General features: G+C 69.4%; 16 protein-coding genes and 1 tRNA gene. 12 read left to right on the forward strand and 5 right to left on the reverse strand.

The features are described from left to right. Positions 1–27: 27 nt before the first annotated feature. Genes HD597_RS47220 through HD597_RS47240 form a run of 5 tightly spaced genes read left to right on the forward strand, consistent with a single transcriptional unit; the run spans position 28 to position 4,692 of the window. Positions 28–1,437: an FtsK/SpoIIIE domain-containing protein gene (locus HD597_RS47220; protein ID WP_372513647.1), complete on the forward strand. Its 1,410-nt coding sequence runs from the start codon at positions 28–30 to the stop codon at positions 1,435–1,437. Further along, entirely contained in the window at positions 1,434–1,586 is a 153-nt protein-coding gene (locus HD597_RS47225) for a hypothetical protein (RefSeq protein ID WP_253753299.1), read from the forward strand. Before HD597_RS47220 ends, HD597_RS47225 begins: the two co-directional genes overlap by 4 nt. A gap of 29 nt (positions 1,587–1,615) precedes the next feature. Further along, positions 1,616–3,145 (forward strand): replication initiator, encoded by a 1,530-nt coding sequence (locus HD597_RS47230; protein ID WP_253759770.1) that lies wholly within the window; start codon positions 1,616–1,618, stop codon positions 3,143–3,145. A gap of 12 nt (positions 3,146–3,157) precedes the next feature. Continuing rightward, the gene (locus HD597_RS47235) at positions 3,158–3,364 is read left to right on the forward strand and encodes a helix-turn-helix domain-containing protein (RefSeq protein ID WP_225271124.1); all 207 of its coding nucleotides are present in this window, start codon (positions 3,158–3,160) and stop codon (positions 3,362–3,364) included. Then, the gene (locus HD597_RS47240; protein ID WP_253753301.1) at positions 3,364–4,692 is read left to right on the forward strand and encodes a tyrosine-type recombinase/integrase; all 1,329 of its coding nucleotides are present in this window, start codon (positions 3,364–3,366) and stop codon (positions 4,690–4,692) included. Before HD597_RS47235 ends, HD597_RS47240 begins: the two co-directional genes overlap by 1 nt. 101 nt (positions 4,693–4,793) lie before the next feature. On the opposite strand, the gene HD597_RS47245 is transcribed toward HD597_RS47240, so the two are convergent. Beyond that, positions 4,794–4,867: transfer RNA gene (locus tag HD597_RS47245), tRNA-Gly, on the reverse strand. 100 nt (positions 4,868–4,967) lie between these two features. Between HD597_RS47245 and dcd the strand changes: the two genes are divergently transcribed. From dcd to HD597_RS47260, 3 genes are all read left to right on the forward strand, one after another. Beyond that, positions 4,968–5,543: a dCTP deaminase gene (gene dcd, locus HD597_RS47250; RefSeq protein ID WP_253753303.1), complete on the forward strand. Its 576-nt coding sequence runs from the start codon at positions 4,968–4,970 to the stop codon at positions 5,541–5,543. A gap of 252 nt (positions 5,544–5,795) precedes the next feature. After that, on the forward strand, positions 5,796–6,413 hold the full coding sequence (locus HD597_RS47255) for a DUF47 domain-containing protein (protein ID WP_043625094.1): 618 nt from the start codon (positions 5,796–5,798) through the stop codon (positions 6,411–6,413). A gap of 9 nt (positions 6,414–6,422) precedes the next feature. Further along, positions 6,423–7,430, forward strand: coding sequence for an inorganic phosphate transporter (locus HD597_RS47260; RefSeq protein ID WP_253753305.1), 1,008 nt, complete (start codon positions 6,423–6,425; stop codon positions 7,428–7,430). On the opposite strand, the gene mshD is transcribed toward HD597_RS47260, so the two are convergent. Further along, positions 7,431–8,363: a mycothiol synthase gene (gene mshD, locus HD597_RS47265; protein WP_372513648.1), complete on the reverse strand. Its 933-nt coding sequence runs from the start codon at positions 8,361–8,363 to the stop codon at positions 7,431–7,433. Between the two features lie 84 nt (positions 8,364–8,447). On the opposite strand from mshD, the gene HD597_RS47270 reads away from it, so the two are divergent. Continuing rightward, positions 8,448–10,253, forward strand: coding sequence for a bifunctional metallophosphatase/5'-nucleotidase (locus tag HD597_RS47270; RefSeq protein WP_253753309.1), 1,806 nt, complete (start codon positions 8,448–8,450; stop codon positions 10,251–10,253). Here HD597_RS47270 and HD597_RS47275 read toward each other — a convergent pair. Further along, positions 10,246–10,593 carry a nucleoside triphosphate pyrophosphohydrolase family protein gene (locus HD597_RS47275; protein WP_253753311.1) on the reverse strand — a complete coding sequence of 116 codons (348 nt, stop codon included), beginning with the start codon at positions 10,591–10,593 and terminating at the stop codon, positions 10,246–10,248. The two genes, HD597_RS47270 and HD597_RS47275, sit on opposite strands and share 8 nt — an antisense overlap. A gap of 22 nt (positions 10,594–10,615) precedes the next feature. Then, a complete protein-coding gene (locus tag HD597_RS47280) occupies positions 10,616–11,941 on the reverse strand; it encodes a sensor histidine kinase (protein WP_253753313.1) in 1,326 nt (441 codons plus the stop codon). A gap of 201 nt (positions 11,942–12,142) precedes the next feature. On the opposite strand from HD597_RS47280, the gene HD597_RS47285 reads away from it, so the two are divergent. Further along, complete coding sequence (locus tag HD597_RS47285) at positions 12,143–13,123, forward strand: NAD-dependent epimerase/dehydratase family protein (protein ID WP_253753315.1); 981 nt, start codon at positions 12,143–12,145, stop codon at positions 13,121–13,123. On the opposite strand, the gene HD597_RS47290 is transcribed toward HD597_RS47285, so the two are convergent. Then, entirely contained in the window at positions 13,118–14,530 is a 1,413-nt protein-coding gene (locus HD597_RS47290) for an MFS transporter (RefSeq protein ID WP_253753317.1), read from the reverse strand. The two genes, HD597_RS47285 and HD597_RS47290, sit on opposite strands and share 6 nt — an antisense overlap. Positions 14,531–14,640: 110 nt before the next feature. Between HD597_RS47290 and HD597_RS47295 the strand changes: the two genes are divergently transcribed. Together HD597_RS47295 and HD597_RS47300 are read left to right on the forward strand one after the other, a co-directional pair. Further along, positions 14,641–16,095, forward strand: a complete 1,455-nt coding sequence (locus HD597_RS47295) for a purine-cytosine permease family protein (RefSeq protein WP_253753320.1) — start codon at positions 14,641–14,643, stop codon at positions 16,093–16,095. Further along, positions 16,092–16,562, forward strand: coding sequence for a hypothetical protein (locus tag HD597_RS47300; RefSeq protein WP_253753325.1), 471 nt, complete (start codon positions 16,092–16,094; stop codon positions 16,560–16,562). The genes HD597_RS47295 and HD597_RS47300 overlap by 4 nt, the downstream gene beginning before the upstream one ends. The last annotated feature ends 3 nt before the right edge of the window (positions 16,563–16,565 follow it).

Consider the following 16,565-nt stretch of genomic DNA (forward strand, 5'->3'; position numbering starts at 1 on the left):
CGACATGCATGGAAGGACTTCACCCTAATGTTCAAGAGAATGCCCGGCGACGAGCCGCACCGCATCGTCTCGACCACCCCTGACACGGCGGTGGTCTTCAAACCGGCCGTGGTGCAGACCCCGGCCATCATCACTCTGGTCATCTTCATCGCCCGGTTCGTAGCCGGCCTCTTCCGTCTGGTCTGGCGGCATCCCGTCGCGCTGGCGGCGATCGCCGTTCCTACTGGGCTCTGCCTCGTGTACGGCTGGCGCGTCGCGCTGCTGCTCGTCGTTCCCGCTCTCGTGGCCATGGGCGCCTGGGCGATCCTCGACAGGCCGACGTTCGCGCGGTGCATCGGCTGGCGGCTGGTCGCCTTCGCACGCTGGTTCTGGATCTATCGGCGGCACTGGCAACCGGTCATGACCGTCGCCGGGCTGGCTCGGCACATACGCGGACGAGAGTACGTTCCGCGGCTGGTCAAGGTCACCTCCGACTCCTGGGCCGATCGGCTCACCGTCCGCATGCTCGACGGCCAAGCGGTCAAGGACTGGTCCGACAGGATCGAGAACCTGTCCCACGGCTTCGGGTCGGAAAGTTGTCGGGTCGCGGTGGCCAGGGCCGGTCAGCTCGTGCTGACCTTCCCACGTCACGATCCGCTGGCCACGCCGATTGCAGCGCTACCGATCCCGGATACCCCGACTGTCGGGGCGGTCGAGATCGGCCGGCAAGAGGACGGCTCGCCGTGGCTCCTCCGGCTGCACGGGACTCATGTCCTCGTCGCCGGGGCCACGGGGGCGGGCAAGGGCTCGATCATCTGGTCAGCGATTCGTGGCCTCATGCCTGCCATGCATGCGGGCCTGGTCGAGATCTGGGCGCTCGACCCGAAGCTGATGGAGCTGTCGTACGGCAGGGCTCTCTTCGGCGGCCGGTACGCGGCTGATCCCGCTGACTGCGCTGACCTGCTCGACGAGGCCGTGAGTGTCATGCAGAAGCGTGCCGCTCGCTTCGCCGGGATTCAGCGATCACACACACCCACTCTCGACGACCCGTTCGTTCTGGTCGTGGTCGATGAGGTGGCCTTCCTGACCGCCTACCAGTCCGACAGGCAGCTCAGGCAGCGCATCTCGGCTGCTCTGGCCACGCTGACCACTCAGGGACGCGCGGTCGGCGTTGGCGTCCTGGCGGCTCTCCAGGACCCTCGCAAGGAGGTCATGAACATTCGCAACCTCTTCCCGGACAAGATCGCTCTACGGCTCGACGAATCGGAGCAGGTGGACATGGTGCTCGGTGACGGGGCTAGAGATCGCGGTGCGCTGGCCGATCGCATCTCTCCTCGTCCAGAGCGGGGAGCGGGCGTCGGGTACGTGCGGCTGGAGACCAGTCCTGATCCGATTCGCGTCCGGGCCGCGTACGTCTCCGACGATGACATCCGCGCGATGGTCGGTGAGGTCCGATGACACTGGCTCACTTTCTCGACGGCCTCCGCTGCGCCTCCTGCGGCGTGCTGAATGTCCTCTGGCTCGACGCGATGCGCGGCCTGGTCGAGTGCTCCGAGTGCGGACAGATCGCGCTCACGTTCCCCGAGGTTGGAGAGGAGGTTCGTTGATCGACCGCAAGACTCCGCGAGCCATCCGCATGGCTCAACCGCTCGCCCGCGACGTGGCCGAGGAGATCGCCAAGCTTCACGGCGTCTGCATCCGTCCCGTGGCGCTCAAGCGGCTCGACATGACGACCGGCAAGTCAGAGATCGTCGATGTCCCGTGCGGCTCGCCGCTGGATAGCAAGTGTCCTCCGTGCGCCAAGCGCAACCGGCAGCTTCGGATGGCGCAGTGCCGGGAGGGATGGCACCTCGATGAGGAGCCGATCATCACGCCCGACGAGGCGACCGATGGGCAGCGCTGGCTCGTCGAGTTCCGGGCCGACATGCAGGCCAAGCGCGACGAGGAGGAAAAGGCCGGCGGCGACACCTCCGACTTGGACGCTGTGCTCACCGGGCTCGACGTCGAGATCAACGAGGCCGGGATGCGCGGGAACGTGCTGGGCCGCACGGGCTCCAAGCGGGTCCGCTCGACCAAGCGCCGCCAGGACGCACCTGACCTGCCCAAGCGGAAGATGGCCAGCACGACCCTGGGCCGGACCTTTGAAGGGGCGGACGGCAAGACCTACCGGCCTTCTCTGTTCGTCACGCTCACCCTGCCGAGCTACGGCAAGATCATGAATGGCGCTCCCGTCGATCCGGACACGTACGACTACGTTCGGGCGGCTCGTGACGCGCTGCACTTCTCCAAGCTCGTGGACCGGTTCGTGCAGAACCTTCGCCGGGTCGCTGGCTACGACGTGCAGTACTTCGCCACGGTGGAGCCTCAGAAGCGACTCGCCCCGCACCTGCACATGGCCGTCCGGGGCACTCTGCCGCGCGCCGAGATGAAGCAGATCGCGGCGGCGACCTATCACCAGGTCTGGTGGCCTCAGGCCAATGAAGCCCGTTTCGAGGGTGACCACCTGCCCATCTGGAACGACGGCTACGTGGACCCCGACACGGGCGAGGTCCTGCCCACCTGGGACGAAGCTCTCGACCAGCTCGGCGACGAGCCCATGCACGTGATCCGCTTCGGCGATCAGGTGGACGTCAAGGGCGTGCTCGCCGGGTCGCCGGACGCCGATCAGTGCATCCGGTACCTGTCCAAGTACCTGACGAAGAGCCTCGGCGAGACCCTGGACGGTCAGGCTCAGCGGGAGCACGCGGCCCGCTTCGTCGATGCCCTGCGCTACGAGCCGTGCTCGCCGACCTGCCCGAACTGGCTGCGGTACGGCGTTCAGCCCAAGAACGCCAAGCCGGGGATGGTTCCCGGCCGCTGCCGGTCCAAGGCTCACAAGCCCGAACACCTCGGCTACGCCGGTCGCCGGGTCCTCGTCTCCCGGAAGTGGAGCAACAAGACGCTCGCCGAGCACAAGCAGGACCGCCGTACCTGGGTTCTGGAAGCGCTCGGCCAGGCCGACGAGCCCACCGACCCGCACCGCTACGTCTGGCAGCCGGTCAGGCCCGGCGATCCCGATGTCTCGCCGATCGGCGTACGGCTCCTTCGATCCATCGCCGAACGCCAGCGATGGCGTGCCCACCTGAGACGGCTCGAAGAACTTTCGGCAACTCCACAGGCAGCCTGAGAGGAGGAGATCTTGGACCAACTGTTCACCGTCCCGGAAGCGGCCGAACTGCTCAGCACCTCGGTTCGCTTCGTCCGCCGACTGATCGCCGAACGCCGCATCGAGTTCGTGAAGGTCGGAAGGCACGTCCGCATCCGAGAGTCCGCACTGATCGCCTTCGTCGTCGCCGGGACCGTCGCGCCCATGACGACCTTCGACGCAACCGGGAGGGCCGCCTGATGGCGAACAAGGACAACCACCGTCGTTTCGGCAACATCCGCAAGCGGGAGTCCGGGCGGTACCAGATCCGCTATCCCGCACCGGACGGCCGGATGCGCACGGGCACCGAGACCTACGAACGCAAGTCCGACGCTGAGCGTGCTCTGTCGCTCATCGAGGCGCAGATCATCAAGGGCGAATGGAACGATCCAGATCGTGGCAAGGTCAAGCTGCGCGACTACGCCGAAACTTGGATCGCCCAACGCCCCGGCCTGCGTCCCCGGACCGTCGATCTCTATCGCTGGCTGCTCAAGAAGCACATCACGCCACATCTCGGCAACGTCCCGATAGCCAAGATCAGCACTTCGGCCGTTCGGCAGTGGCGGGCTGATCTGCTCGGCAACGGAGTGTCGGTGAGCATGGCGGCCAAGGCGTACCGGCTGCTGCGAGCCGTGCTGATGACCGCCGCCGACGACCGCGTCATCCCGCACAACCCGTGCCGGATCCGCGGGGCAGGCGACGAGCACGCGCAAGAGCGTCCCGTGCTCACTGTCTCCCAGGTGTTCGAACTGGCCGACCGGGTCGGGCTACGTCCGATCGGCAATGTCCGCAAGATCAAGGACGGGGCATACCGGCTGCGCTTCCAACGGCACGGCGCGATGCGTACCCATCCGGAGATCTTCCACGCGCGTGCGGCGGCTGAGCGTGCACTGTGGAAGATGGCCATGGATGGAAAGGCCGACTCCACCCAGGACCGGAGGTTCCGTGCGATGGTGCTGCTGGCCACCTTCGCGAGCCTGCGTTGGGGTGAGGTCAGCGCACTACGCCGGATGGACGTCGATCTCAAGGCGCGTACGGTCCGCGTACGGGTCGCCTTCGTCGAGCGCTCCGCAAGCGGGCTGGTGCTGGGACCTCCCAAGTCCAAGGCCGGACGCCGGACGGTCGGCATCCCACAGAGCATCGTCCCCGTCCTGCAAGAGCACATGAACACCTACGTCCAGGACGAGCCGGGCGCCCTCATGTTCCCAGCGGCCAAGGGCGGCCCGATACGCCGCAGCGGCTTCAACACCCGCACACGATGGGTGGACGTCGTCTCGGAGATGGGCCTGCCGGGACTCCACTTCCACGATCTGCGGCACACGGGCAACATGCTGGCCGCCGAGTCCGGCGCGGGCCTCAAGGACCTCATGGCTCGCATGGGGCACGACAACGTACGGGCGGCCATGATCTACCAGCACGCGGTCAGAGGAGCCGACGAGGCGATCACCAACGCCATCGATCGGCAACTCGAAGCACGGGACGATGACGACGACGAGGGCACGGCGGGCGCGCTGGTCCCAGCAGGGTGATCAAGAGCTAATGGCCCGTTAATGGCCCGCGAAGATCGAACAAGTCCGGAAACAATCAAGGCCCGGGTCGGGATTCATGTCCCTACCTGGGCCTCACCAGTTGGAGCGGGTGACGGGAATCGAACCCGCGCTGTCAGCTTGGGAAGCTGATGTTCTGCCATTGAACTACACCCGCGTACACCCCGAAGGCTGCGCCCCCCACTGTAGCGGAAACTTGGCCCACAACAGCAATCCCAGCCCCACACTCTCAGGACCAGACCGGTAAGTTGCTCACCGTGTTGCTATCTGACCGTGACATCCTCGCTGCGATCGAAGCCGGCCGCCTGGGCATCGACCCGTTCGACCCCGAGATGATCCAGCCGTCCAGCATCGACGTCCGGCTCGACCGCTTCTTCCGGGTGTTCGAGAACCACCGGTACCCGCACATCGATCCGTCCGTCGAGCAGCCGGATCTCACGCGGTTGGTGGAGCCCCAGGGTGACGAGCCGTTCATCCTGCATCCGGGTGAGTTCGTGCTCGCCTCCACGTACGAGGTCGTCAGCCTGCCCGACGACCTGGCTTCGCGGCTGGAGGGCAAGAGCTCGCTGGGGAGGCTCGGGTTGCTGACGCATTCGACGGCCGGGTTCATCGATCCGGGGTTCACCGGGCATGTGACGCTGGAGTTGTCGAACGTGGCGACGTTGCCGATCAAGTTGTGGCCCGGGATGAAGATCGGGCAGTTGTGCGTCTTCAGGTTGAGCTCCCCCGCCGAGCACCCGTACGGGTCCAGCAAGTACGGGTCCCGTTACCAGGGGCAGCGCGGCCCCACCCCGTCCCGGTCGTTCCGGAACTTCCACCGTACGAAGATCTGAACAAGATGAACAACAGATGAACATCCAGATAACGTACGGGTGACTTCACCCGCCTCACCCCGCCCGAGTGAGGCGTAATGGGCGACCCCAAACAGGGCGCGAGCAGCGAAAAACCGCCTAAAACTACGCGGTTCTGCGGTGTCGCACAACATACGGCGGGTAGCCAGTAGGCGAAGGGGACATGAAGTTCGCATTTCGCCTGGTAAGCCATACCCTCTTCCACGGACCATCCCCGCACATCTGGAGAACGACGTGCGTCTGCGTCTCACGCCACGTGAGGACAGCTACTACGACCTGTTCGCCGACTCGGCGAACAACCTGGTCACGGCATCGCGTCTGCTGGTTGAGATCATCAGCGACGGCTCGGACAGGGAAGCCCTGGCCGAGAAGATGCGCGCCTGCGAGCACGCCGGTGACGAACGCACCCATGCGATCATGAACCGGCTCAATGAGAGCTTCATCACTCCGTTCGACCGCGAGGACATCTACCGGCTGGCCTCGAACCTCGACGACGTGATGGACGCCATGGAGGCCGCCTCCGACCTCATCGTCCTCTACCAGCTCGACCACCTCCCCAAGGACGTCGTCCGCCAGGTGGAGGTGCTGGAGCGGGCCGCCGAGCTGACCGCCGAGGCGATGCCGCGCCTGCGGTCGATGAAGAACCTCAACGAGTACTGGATCGAGGTCAACCGCCTGGAGAACCAGGGCGACCAGGTCTACAGGAGGCTGCTGGCCAAGCTGTTCAGCGGTGAGTACGACGCCCTCACCGTCATGAAGATGAAGGAGGTCGTCGACGCCCTCGAGGAGGCTGCCGACGCCTTCGAACACGTGGCCAACACCGTCGAGTCGATCGCGGTCAAGGAAAGCTAGGCCCAGGCAGTGGACCTCACGCTCGGCCTCGTCATCGCCGTGGTCGTCATCGCCCTGGTCTTCGACTACACCAACGGCTTCCACGACGCGGCGAACGCGATCGCCACCTCCGTCTCGACCCGGGCCCTGACCCCCAGGGCCGCGTTGTTCATGGCCGCCGCCATGAACTTCATCGGCGCCCACCTGGGCACCCAGGTCGCCCAGACGGTGGGCAAGGGCATCATCGACGCTCCGAACGGCTCACACGGCCTGGTCATCGTGGCCGCCGGGCTGATCGGCGCGATCACCTGGAACCTGGTCACCTGGTACTTCGGCCTGCCGTCCTCCTCCAGTCACGCGCTCATCGGCGGCCTGGTGGGCTCCGCGCTGGCCTCGGCCAGCGTGGTGCACTGGGACGGCGTCCTGGAGAAGGTGGTCATCCCGATGGTGCTGTCACCGCTGGTCGGGTTCTCCCTGGCCGCGTTGATCATGATCGCAATATATTGGATCTTCCGCAACAGCCAGCCGGGCCGCACCAACCGCGGCTTCCGCTACGCGCAGACCGTCTCGGCCGCCGCCATGGCGCTCGGGCACGGCCTGCAGGACGCGCAGAAGACGATGGGCGTGATCTTCCTGGCGCTCACCGTCGGCGGGTTCGCCCAGCCCACGGATCCCATCCCGCAGTGGGTCATCCTCGCCGCGGCGGGGGCGATCTCGCTCGGGACGTACGCGGGCGGCTGGCGCATCATGCGCACGCTGGGGCGGCGCATCATCGCGCTGGACCCGCCCCAGGGGTTCGCCGCGGAGTCGGCGGCGGCGACCGTCCTGTACGGGGCCGCCATCGGGTTCGGGGCGCCCATCTCCACCACGCACACGATCACCTCGGCGATCATGGGCGTGGGGGCCACCAAGCGGCTCAGCGCCGTACGGTGGGGCGTCGCGGGCAACATCGTGACCGCCTGGATCCTGACCATCCCGGCCGCCGCCCTGGTGGCTGCCGTGTCCTACTTCGTCCTCCACGCCATCGTCGAAGGGTGATCACGCGGGGGCGTACATCACGTCCACGTCCCACCGGTTGAACCCGAGGGACTCGTACAACCTGATCGCCGCCGTGTTGGTCTCGTCCACGTACAGCATCGCCTGGGCGAGACCACGCGAGCGCAGATGGCCCAGGCCGGCCAGCGTGAGCGAGCGGCCCAGGCCGGTGCCCTGCTGGGAGGGGTCCACGCCGACCACGTACACCTCCCCCAGCGGCTCGTGGCCGTGCTCGGAGGAGCCGTGGACCTTCGTCCAGTGGAAGCCCGCCAGCCGGTCGCCGCGCAGGGCCAGGATGAAGCCCTCGGCGTCGAACCAGGGCTCCTGCTCGCGCCGCAGCAGGTCGTCCATCGTCCACGCGCCCTGCTCGGGGTGGTGGGCGAAGGCGGCGGCGTTCACCTTGAGCCACGCCTCCTCGTCCTGCCCGGGCACGAACGCGCGCAGCGTCACCCCGTCCGGGAGCGTGTAGGGCGCCAGCGGGGCGAACAGGGAGCGGCGCATCTGCCAGAGCGAGCGGACCCGCTCGAAGCCGAACGCGGCGGCCAGCGCTCCGGCGCCCGCGTGGTCGCCGTGCGCCCACAGCCGCACGGCGCCCCCCGTCAGCTCCAGCACGGCTCGCAGCAGCCGCGCGCCGTGCCCCTGCCGGCGATGGGACGGGTGGATGACCAGCTCCACGCTCGGCCCCTCGACCTCGTCGGTGGGGTCCACGTGCGCGTAGCCGGCCAGCGCGCCGTCGTCCGCCCGCAGCAGCAACGACCGGGCGCGCGGGTCACCTCCGTAGCGGAGATGGAGCATCACATGCTCGTTGAGGGGGCGGACGCCGTCCGCCTCCGTGGCCTTCTCGACGACGTCCAGCACCTCGCTGACGTCGCGGTCGCCGAGCTGTTCCCTGATCTCCACGTACGCACCCACAGACCAGACTCTAGGCGTATCCATGGCGAACAGTGCCATCAGGTACTCCTATCAATCGTTACCTTTTGCGACATTTGTTGCATAGCGTCACGTCGTAACGTTCCTGTCATGACGTCACGCACCCTCCTCCGGCTGCTCTCGGCCGGAGCCGCGGCCGCGGCCGGGATCGCCCTCGCCGTGGCACCCGCCCTGGCCGCGACCGGCGCCCACGGCGACCGCGGCAACCATGGCAGGCAGACGGTCCCGGTCCGCCTGCTCAGCATCAACGACCTGCACGGCAACCTGGAGCCCCCGTCCGGCTCCTCCAGCCGCATCCTCGACCCCGACGGGGCCCTGGTCGACACGGACGGCACCCTGACCGGCATCGCCGGCGGCAGGTACTCGATCGCCGGTGGCGTCTCGTACCTGGCGACGCACATCAAGCAGGCGCAGAACAGGAACACGCTGCTCGTGGCGGCCGGCGACCTGATCGGCGCGTCCCCGCTGATCTCCGCCGCCTACCACGACGAGCCCACGCTGGAGGTGCTCGGCTCTCTCGGGCTGGACACCACGTCGGCGGGCAACCACGAGTTCGACGAGGGCTACGCCGAGTTGCAGCGCCTCATGAACGGCGGCTGCCACCCCGTGGACGGCTGCTCGCCCGCGGGCGAGTGGAAGGGCACCGGCTTCGACTTCCTCGCCGCCAACGTGCTCAAGGAAGGCACCGACAGGTACGCGCTGCCGCCCTACCACGTCAAGACGATCAACGGCGTGAAGGTCGGCTTCATCGGCCTGGTCACGGCGACCACGCCGACCATCGTGACCGCGGAGGGCATCAAGGGCCTGCAGTTCACCGAGGAGGTCGCCGCGGCGAACAGAGCTTCGGCCCACCTGGCGCGCAAGGGTGTCAAGGCGCAGGTCGTGCTGGTGCACGAGGGCGACTCGATCACGCCGAACCAGAGCCCGGACGCCTGTTCGGTGAACACCTCGAACGCGGGCTCGCGCATCGCCAGGGAGCTGAACCCGCAGATCGACCTGGTCATCAGCGGCCACTCCCACCAGGCGTACATCTGCAAGGCGACCGACCCCGCGGGCCAGGACCGCTACTACACGCAGGGGTCGTCGTTCGGCCGGGTGCTCACCCAGATCGACCTGCAGATCGACAAGCGCACCAAGGACGTGATCCGGTCCTCGGTGAAGGCGGACAACAAGGTCGTCACGCGGACGGTCACCCCTGACCCGCAGGTCGAGACCCAGGTCCAGACGTGGAAGGCACGCAGCGCCGAGGTCGCCGACCGCAAGCTCGGCGCCATCACGGCCGACATCTCCAACGTGGTCAACAACAGCTCGGCCGCGACGACGAAGCCCGAGACGCCGCTCGGCGACCTCATCGCCGACTCCCAGCTCGAAGCCGCCAAGGCGGCCGGAGCGGAGATCGCGCTGATGAACCCCGGCGGCATCCGCACGTCGCTGACGTACGCGCAGAAGGGCTCCGAGGGCGACGGCGTCGTCACCTACGGCGAGGCGTTCGAGGTCCAGCCGTTCAGCAACATCGTGCAGGTGCGGACGTACACGGGTGCGCAGCTCAAGGCCCTGCTGGAGCAGCAGGTCTGGACGCCCAACCCGGCCACGGGCGCGATCTCGCACCGGATCCTGCAGGTGTCGTCCTCGCTCACGTACACGTTCGACACGACCAAGCCGGTGGGCTCGCGCGTGTCCGACATCAAGCTGAACGGGACACCGGTCACGGACACGCAGTCCATCAAGATCGCCGCGAACAACTTCCTCATGGGCGGCGGTGACGGCTTCTCCGTGTTCACGCAGAGCAGTGACACGTGGAGCGGCCCGATCGACCTGGACGCGTTCACGGCCTACCTGAGCGCCCGCTCGCCCATCAGCCCGTCCCCCGCCGACCGGATCACTTTCGTCAAGTGATCCCCCCGGGGCCCGTCTCAGCCGGAGACGGGCCCTCCCTCTTCCAGGCCAGCCACTTGCGCGCGATCTCCGCCTCCAGGTCCACCCCGTGGTGGCGGGCCATGAGCAGCACGTGGCACACCACGTCGGCCAGCTCCGCCCGGAAGTCGGCGTCGAGCTCCGCCCCGGTGCGGCCCTTCGTCCTGGCCCTGCCGGTGAGCATCAGGAACGCCTGCGTCAGCTCACCGACCTCCTCCTGCAGCTTGAGCAGGAACCAGGTGTCGTCGCGCTCGATGCCCAGGTGATCGGCGTACCGCCGCGAGATGGACTCGATCTCCTCGGAGAGCTCGCGCAGGTGCATGCCGCCGAGTCTAGGCCTCCGGTCAGCCACGGTGCAGCGGCAGAACGGCGACGAACCGGGCGCCGGGCGCCTGGTCGGCGGCCGTCAGGGTGCCGCCGTGGGCCACGGCGATCTCCCTCGACAGCGGCAGGCCGAGGCCGCTGCCGCTCTTGTCCTTGGCCCTGGAGCTCTCCAGCCGGGTGAAGCGCTCGAAGACCCGCTCCCTGTCCTCCGGCGCGATCCCGTCGCCGTCGTCGGTGACCGTCACGACCACCTTGTCCCCCCGTACGGTCACCTCGACGTCGATCCTGGACGCGGTGTGGCGGGTGGCGTTGTCGAGCAGGTTCGTCAGGAGGCGGTCGAGCTGCACGGGCGAGCCGAGGACCGGGGCCGTCTCGCAGGCGTGCAGGAAGATCGGCGCCCGGCCGCCCTCGCGGCGGCGGATCTGCTCCTCGGCCACCAGGCACAGGTTCACCACCCGGCGCTGGGTGACGGCGCCCGCGTCGAGCTTGGCCAGCATCAGCAGCTCGTCGATGATGCCCGTGAGCCGGTCGGCGGCGGCCAGCGCCCGCGCCCCCGTGGCGGGCCAGTCCGTCTCGTCGGGGTAGTCGTTGGCCACCTCAAGCTGGGCGCGCAGGGCGGAGATGGGGCTGCGCAGCTCGTGCGAGGCGTCGGCGACGAAGCGGCGCTGGGTCTCGGCCGAGCGCTCCAGGCGGTCGAGCGTGTGGTTGGTGGTGGCGGCCAGGTCGGCGATCTCGTCGCCTGTGGGGGGCACGGGGACGCGCCGGCTCAGGTCCTGGCCCGTGATCTCGGCCAGCTCCGCGCGCACGCGCTCGACCGGCCGCAGCGCGCAGGTGACCGCGGCCCAGGTGAGCAGCGCGATGACGACCAGGACGAGCGGCGTGCCGGCGAACACCATCAGGTGGATCCACATGAGCGCCCTGTCCACGTCGGCCAGGGAGGAGGCGCCCTGCACCGTGACGGGCCCCCGCGGCGAGCGCACCGTGATGGCCATCAGCAGGTGGTTGCTCCTGGGCTCCTCCGGGTGGCGCGCCAGCTCCAGCTCGGTGGTGTGGACGGTCTCCTGCCTGACCGGCCTGAACGCGGTGACCCGCGCATCCTGGGGGAAGGACGTGCTGCTCGCGAGCACCTCGCCGGTCCCGGAGAGCACGCGCAGGAGCTGGACGCGGGCGGGCGTCCGCAGGTCCCTGGGCAGCCTTCCGGTACGCGCGTCGCTCGCCACCCGCCGCACGGCCAGCTCCACCCGGTTGTGGACGGTGTCGTGGAGATTGTCCGGCACGGTCGCCAGCGTGAGTGCCGAGGCGCCGACGATGACGACCGCTGCCACCAGGGTCGCGGCCGTGGTCATCCGCGCCCGGATCGAGCGCGGAAGGAGCCGTCGTGACAATCCCACACCCCCATCCCGCAGTTACTGTGTGTGACATTTACCCGTGGATGGCGTACGCAACATGATCGACGCATACTCTCCGTACATGTTTCGCTCCCGGCGATTCCGCTGAGGGCGTGCGTGCCTTCCGGCCGTACGCTTCCGCGGGCAGGCTGGGGTGCCATGAGAGTTCTGGTGCTGGGTGGTACGGGTTTCGTGGGCCGGGTCGTCCTCGACGAGGCGCTGGCGATGGGCTGGGAGGTGACGGCGTTCAACCGGGGCAGCCACGAGCCGCCCGCGGGGGTGACGGCGTTGCGCGGTGACCGCACGGCGCCCGGCGGGCTGGCGGCGCTGGAGCGCGGCGAGTGGGACGTCGTGATCGACACGTGGTCGTGGGCGCCCTCGGCCGTCAGGGACTCCGCCGCGCTGCTGGCCGGTCGGGCCGGCTCCTACGTGTACGTCTCCAGCAGGTCGCTCTACGCCGAGCCGGTGCCGTTCGGGGCCGACGAGAGCGCGCCCCTGGTGGCGGCCTCGGCCGACGACGGTGACGGCCCCTACGCGCGCAACAAGGCGGGCGGCGAGCTGGGAGCGGTGGCCGCGTTCGGCGACCGGGCGCTGCTGGCCAGGGCGGGGCTGATCATCGGGCCGCAGGAGAACGTGGGGCGGCTGCCCTGGTGGCTCAACAGGATCGCGCGGGGCGGCCCCGTGGTCGCGCCCGCTCCGGCGGATCGGGGCCTGCAGTACATCGACGTCCGCGACCTGGCCGTCTGGTGCCTGGAGGCGGGGGCGCGGGGCGTGGGCGGGGCGTTCAACGTGGTGTGCCCGCCCGGGGCCACGACGATGGGCGAGCTGCTGGAGACCTGCGTGAAGGTGACCGGCTCCGATGCCGAGCTGCGCTGGATCGAGGAGGAGCGGCTGCTGGCGGCCGGGGTGGAGCCGTGGACCGGGCTGCCGTTCTGGCTGGTGGGCGACGACTACGACTTCATGCACGGAGGTGACGTCGGCAAGGCGGTGGCGGCGGGGCTGCGCTTCCGCCCGGTGGCGGAGACGGTGGCCGACACGTGGGCCTGGCTGCGCGGGCTCGGCGGGCAGGCGCCCCAGCGGGCGGACCGGCCGCTCAAGGGCCTCGATCCGGCGTTGGAGGCGCGGATCCTGGCGTCATGACCTCGCCGGCTCGCGGTGGTCGCGGCGGGTGCGGACGAGGTCGTACAGGGCCGCCGCCAGGGCGATGCAGACCGACGACACGACCACGACCAGCCCGTGCCGGAAGGCCGTCGGCCACCCCTCGCCCAGCGACCCGAAGAACGTCGTCCCGGCCGCCGCGATGCCGATGGCCGACCCGAGACGCTGCCCCGTCTGCAGCACCCCGGCGGCGCTCCCGCCGCCCGAGGGCGGCACCTCCGACAGCGTGATGGCCTGGTTGGGCGAGATGACCAGCCCGCTGCCCATGCCCGCGACCAGCAGCGGCAGCGCGGTCGCCAGGCCCGCCCCCGCGCCGGGCACCAGCGCGGTGGCGCCCATGGTGGCCAGCAGCCCGACGATCACCATGGTCAGCCCGATGGCGACCAGCCGCCGCCCCATCCGGGACACCAGGTGCCCGCCGACCATGGCGGCCGAGGCCGAGCCGAGCGCGAACGGTGTGATCGCCAGCCCGGCCAGCAGCGCGCTGTAGCCGTGGCCGCTCTGCAGGTACAGCGTGAAGATGAAGAAGATGCCGGTGAAGCCGGCGAAGTAGAACAGCGCGATGGCCGAGCCCAGGCTGTACGAGCGTTTGCGGAAGAGCTCCAGGTTCACCAGCGGCTCGCGCCGGTAGAAGCGCTCCCAGGTCACGAACCCGGCCAGCACCACCAGCGAGGCCGGCACGAGCAGCCACTTGACCGGCCCCTCCCACTGGTGCCGCTGGATGAACGGCAGCAGCAGCCCGGCCACGCCGATCCCGAGCAGCAGCACGCCCACCGGGTCCATGCTCTCCGGCCGCGTGTGCACCAGTTGCGGGCGCGGCAGCAGCCGCCAGGCCAGCGGGAGCAGCACGAGCCCGATCGGCAGGTTCACCAGGAACACCCACCGCCAGCCGTGGTCGGCCCCGAACACGGTCACCAGCGCGCCGCCGATCAGCGGCCCGGCGGCCGTGGACACGCCGATGGTGGCGCCGAGCGCGCCGAAGGCGCGGCCCCGCTCGTACCCGTGGAACATCTGCTGGATCAGCCCCGAGACCTGCGGGTTCAGCATCCCGGCCGCCATGCCCTGCACGAGGCGGGCCGCGATCAGCACGTTCATGCTCCAGGCGAAGCCGCAGAACGCGCTGGAGAGCGTGAAGAGGGCCACGGCCCACAGGAAGATCGTCCTGCGGCTCCTGGCGTCGCCGAGCCGGCCGGCGGGGACCAGGAGCAGGCCGAACGTGAGCGCGTAGCCGGACAGGGTCCACTGCAGCCCGTCATCGGAGGCGTGGAGCCCGTCGCGGATGGAGGGCAGGGCGACGTTGACGATGCTCACGTCCAGCCCGGTCATGAACGCGGAGACGAGGCACACGGCCAGGGCGCGCCGCCGCGTGTCGGTTCCGGACTCCCCCATCACCTCGCACATGCTGCCCCGGGCACCCTGAAATATCGCCTATCAGGCGTTTCTTTGCTCGCCGCCGGAGAAAGGTTCGTTTCTCGGCCAAGGATGGGTAACGTCCGATCATGGCAACGATGGCGGTCGAGCAGAACGGCATCAACGCGGTCCCGGAGGGGGAGCGGCGCGGCAGGCCGAGGGACCTGTTCTGGCCCTGGGCGGGCGCCAACCTGTCGCTGTTCGGGGTGGCCTTCGGCGTGTACGTCGTGGGGCTCGGGCTGGGCGTCGTGCCCGCGATCATCACCGGCGCGGTCGGGTACGCGCTGTCGTTCCTGCTGGTCGGCCTGGTCGCCGTCGCCGGGGCCAGATCCGGGGTGCCGACGATGACGCTGGGGCGGGCGCCGTTCGGCTACCAGGGCAACAAGCTGCCCACTCTGCTGTCGTACATCTCCAACGTCGGCTGGGAGATCGTGCTGGTCACGCTCGCGGCGCAGAGCGGCGCGGAGATCATCAGGCGGCTCGGCCCCGGTCTCCCCGCGTCCGGGCAGTTGGAGCCCGGCGTGCCGCCCACGACGGCCACGGCGATCTGCTTCGCCGTCGCGGCGGTCGTGGTGATCGCGGTCGGCGTGTACGGGCACGCGATGATCATGGTGGTCCAGCGGTACCTGACCTACGCGTTCATCGTGCTGACGGTCGTCTACCTGGTGCTCATGGTGCCCAGGCTCGGCGCCGGCTCGCTGGAGACCACGTCGGGCGCCGGCGGCTGGGTGGGCGGGGTCATCTTCGCCATGACGCTGCTGGGCCTGGGCTGGGTCAACTGCGGCGCCGACTACTCCCGTTACCTGCCCGCGAGCTCCCGGCCGCGCTCGGTGGCCCTGTGGACGACGCTCGGGGGCGCGCTGCCGCCGCTGGTGCTGCTCGTGTTCGGGGTGCTGCTGGTCGGCGGCGATCCCACGCTGGCCGAGGCCGCGGGGGCCAACCCGGTGGCGGCGCTGGCGGGGGCGTTGCCGACGTGGTTCCTGGTGCCGTACCTGCTGACCGCCGTCGGCGGCTTCCTGGCCGGCGCGATCATGGACATCTACTCGTCAGGGCTGTCGATGCTGGCGCTGGGCGTGCCCATCAGGCGGCACTACGCGGTGCTGGTCGACGGGCTGCTCATGGTGCTCGGCGGCTACTACCTGCTGTTCGTCTCCACCAGCTTCCTGGCCACGTTCCAGGCGTTCCTGGCGATCGTCGGCGTCGTGATGGCGGCCTGGGTAGCGATCTTCCTGGTGGACATGTGGCGGCTGCGGGCCGGCGGGCGGGCCTACGACGAGCGGCTGTTGCGGGCCGGCGCGCCCGCGCTCAACTGGCCGGGCCTGGTGTCGCTGGTCGTGGCGTCGGTCGTGGGGCTGGGCCTGATCACCTCGGCGGATCCGAACATCGCCAGGATCGTCGGCTTCCTGATGAGCGACGAGCTGGAGGCCGGCACGTTCGGGACGGCGAACATCGGCGTGGTGATCGCGCTCGTGCTGGCCGGGGTGCTGTACTACCTGATCGCCTCTGTCGCGCGCCCTCGCCTTGGGGTTACTCTTAGTGATTGATGACTGACGTCCCGTTGCGACTGTTGAGCTGGGCGGTGCATGTCACGGCCTGCGGGCTGCTGGCGATCGCCGTGGTGGGTGTGCTGCGCGAGGACCGGCCCGGCCTGGCGGCGGGCGGCGTGCTGCTCGGCCTGCTGTACGCCACCGGCCCCGCGGTCCAGGGCAGGGCCGTCGCGGGGCGGGTGTGGCTGGGGCTCGTGACCGGCGGGTGGGCCGTGCTGGCCGTGGCGGCGCCGCCGTTCGTGTGGGTGGCCTTCCCGCTGCTGTTCGCGTACCTGCACGTGCTGCCGCTGTGGGGCGCGATGTTCGGCGTGACGGTGCTGACGTCGGCGGCGGTCGTGGCGGCGGCCTGGCACGCCGGCGAGCTGACCACGCCGCTGCTGGTCGGCCCGGGAGTCGCGGCGGTCGTGGTGACGCTGCTCGCGCTCGCCTGCAAGGCGCTGCGCGCGCAGGCCGACCGGGAGTGACGG

The organism is Nonomuraea thailandensis, assembly GCF_024172165.1.
Taxonomy (GTDB): Bacteria; Actinomycetota; Actinomycetes; order Streptosporangiales; family Streptosporangiaceae; genus Nonomuraea; species Nonomuraea thailandensis.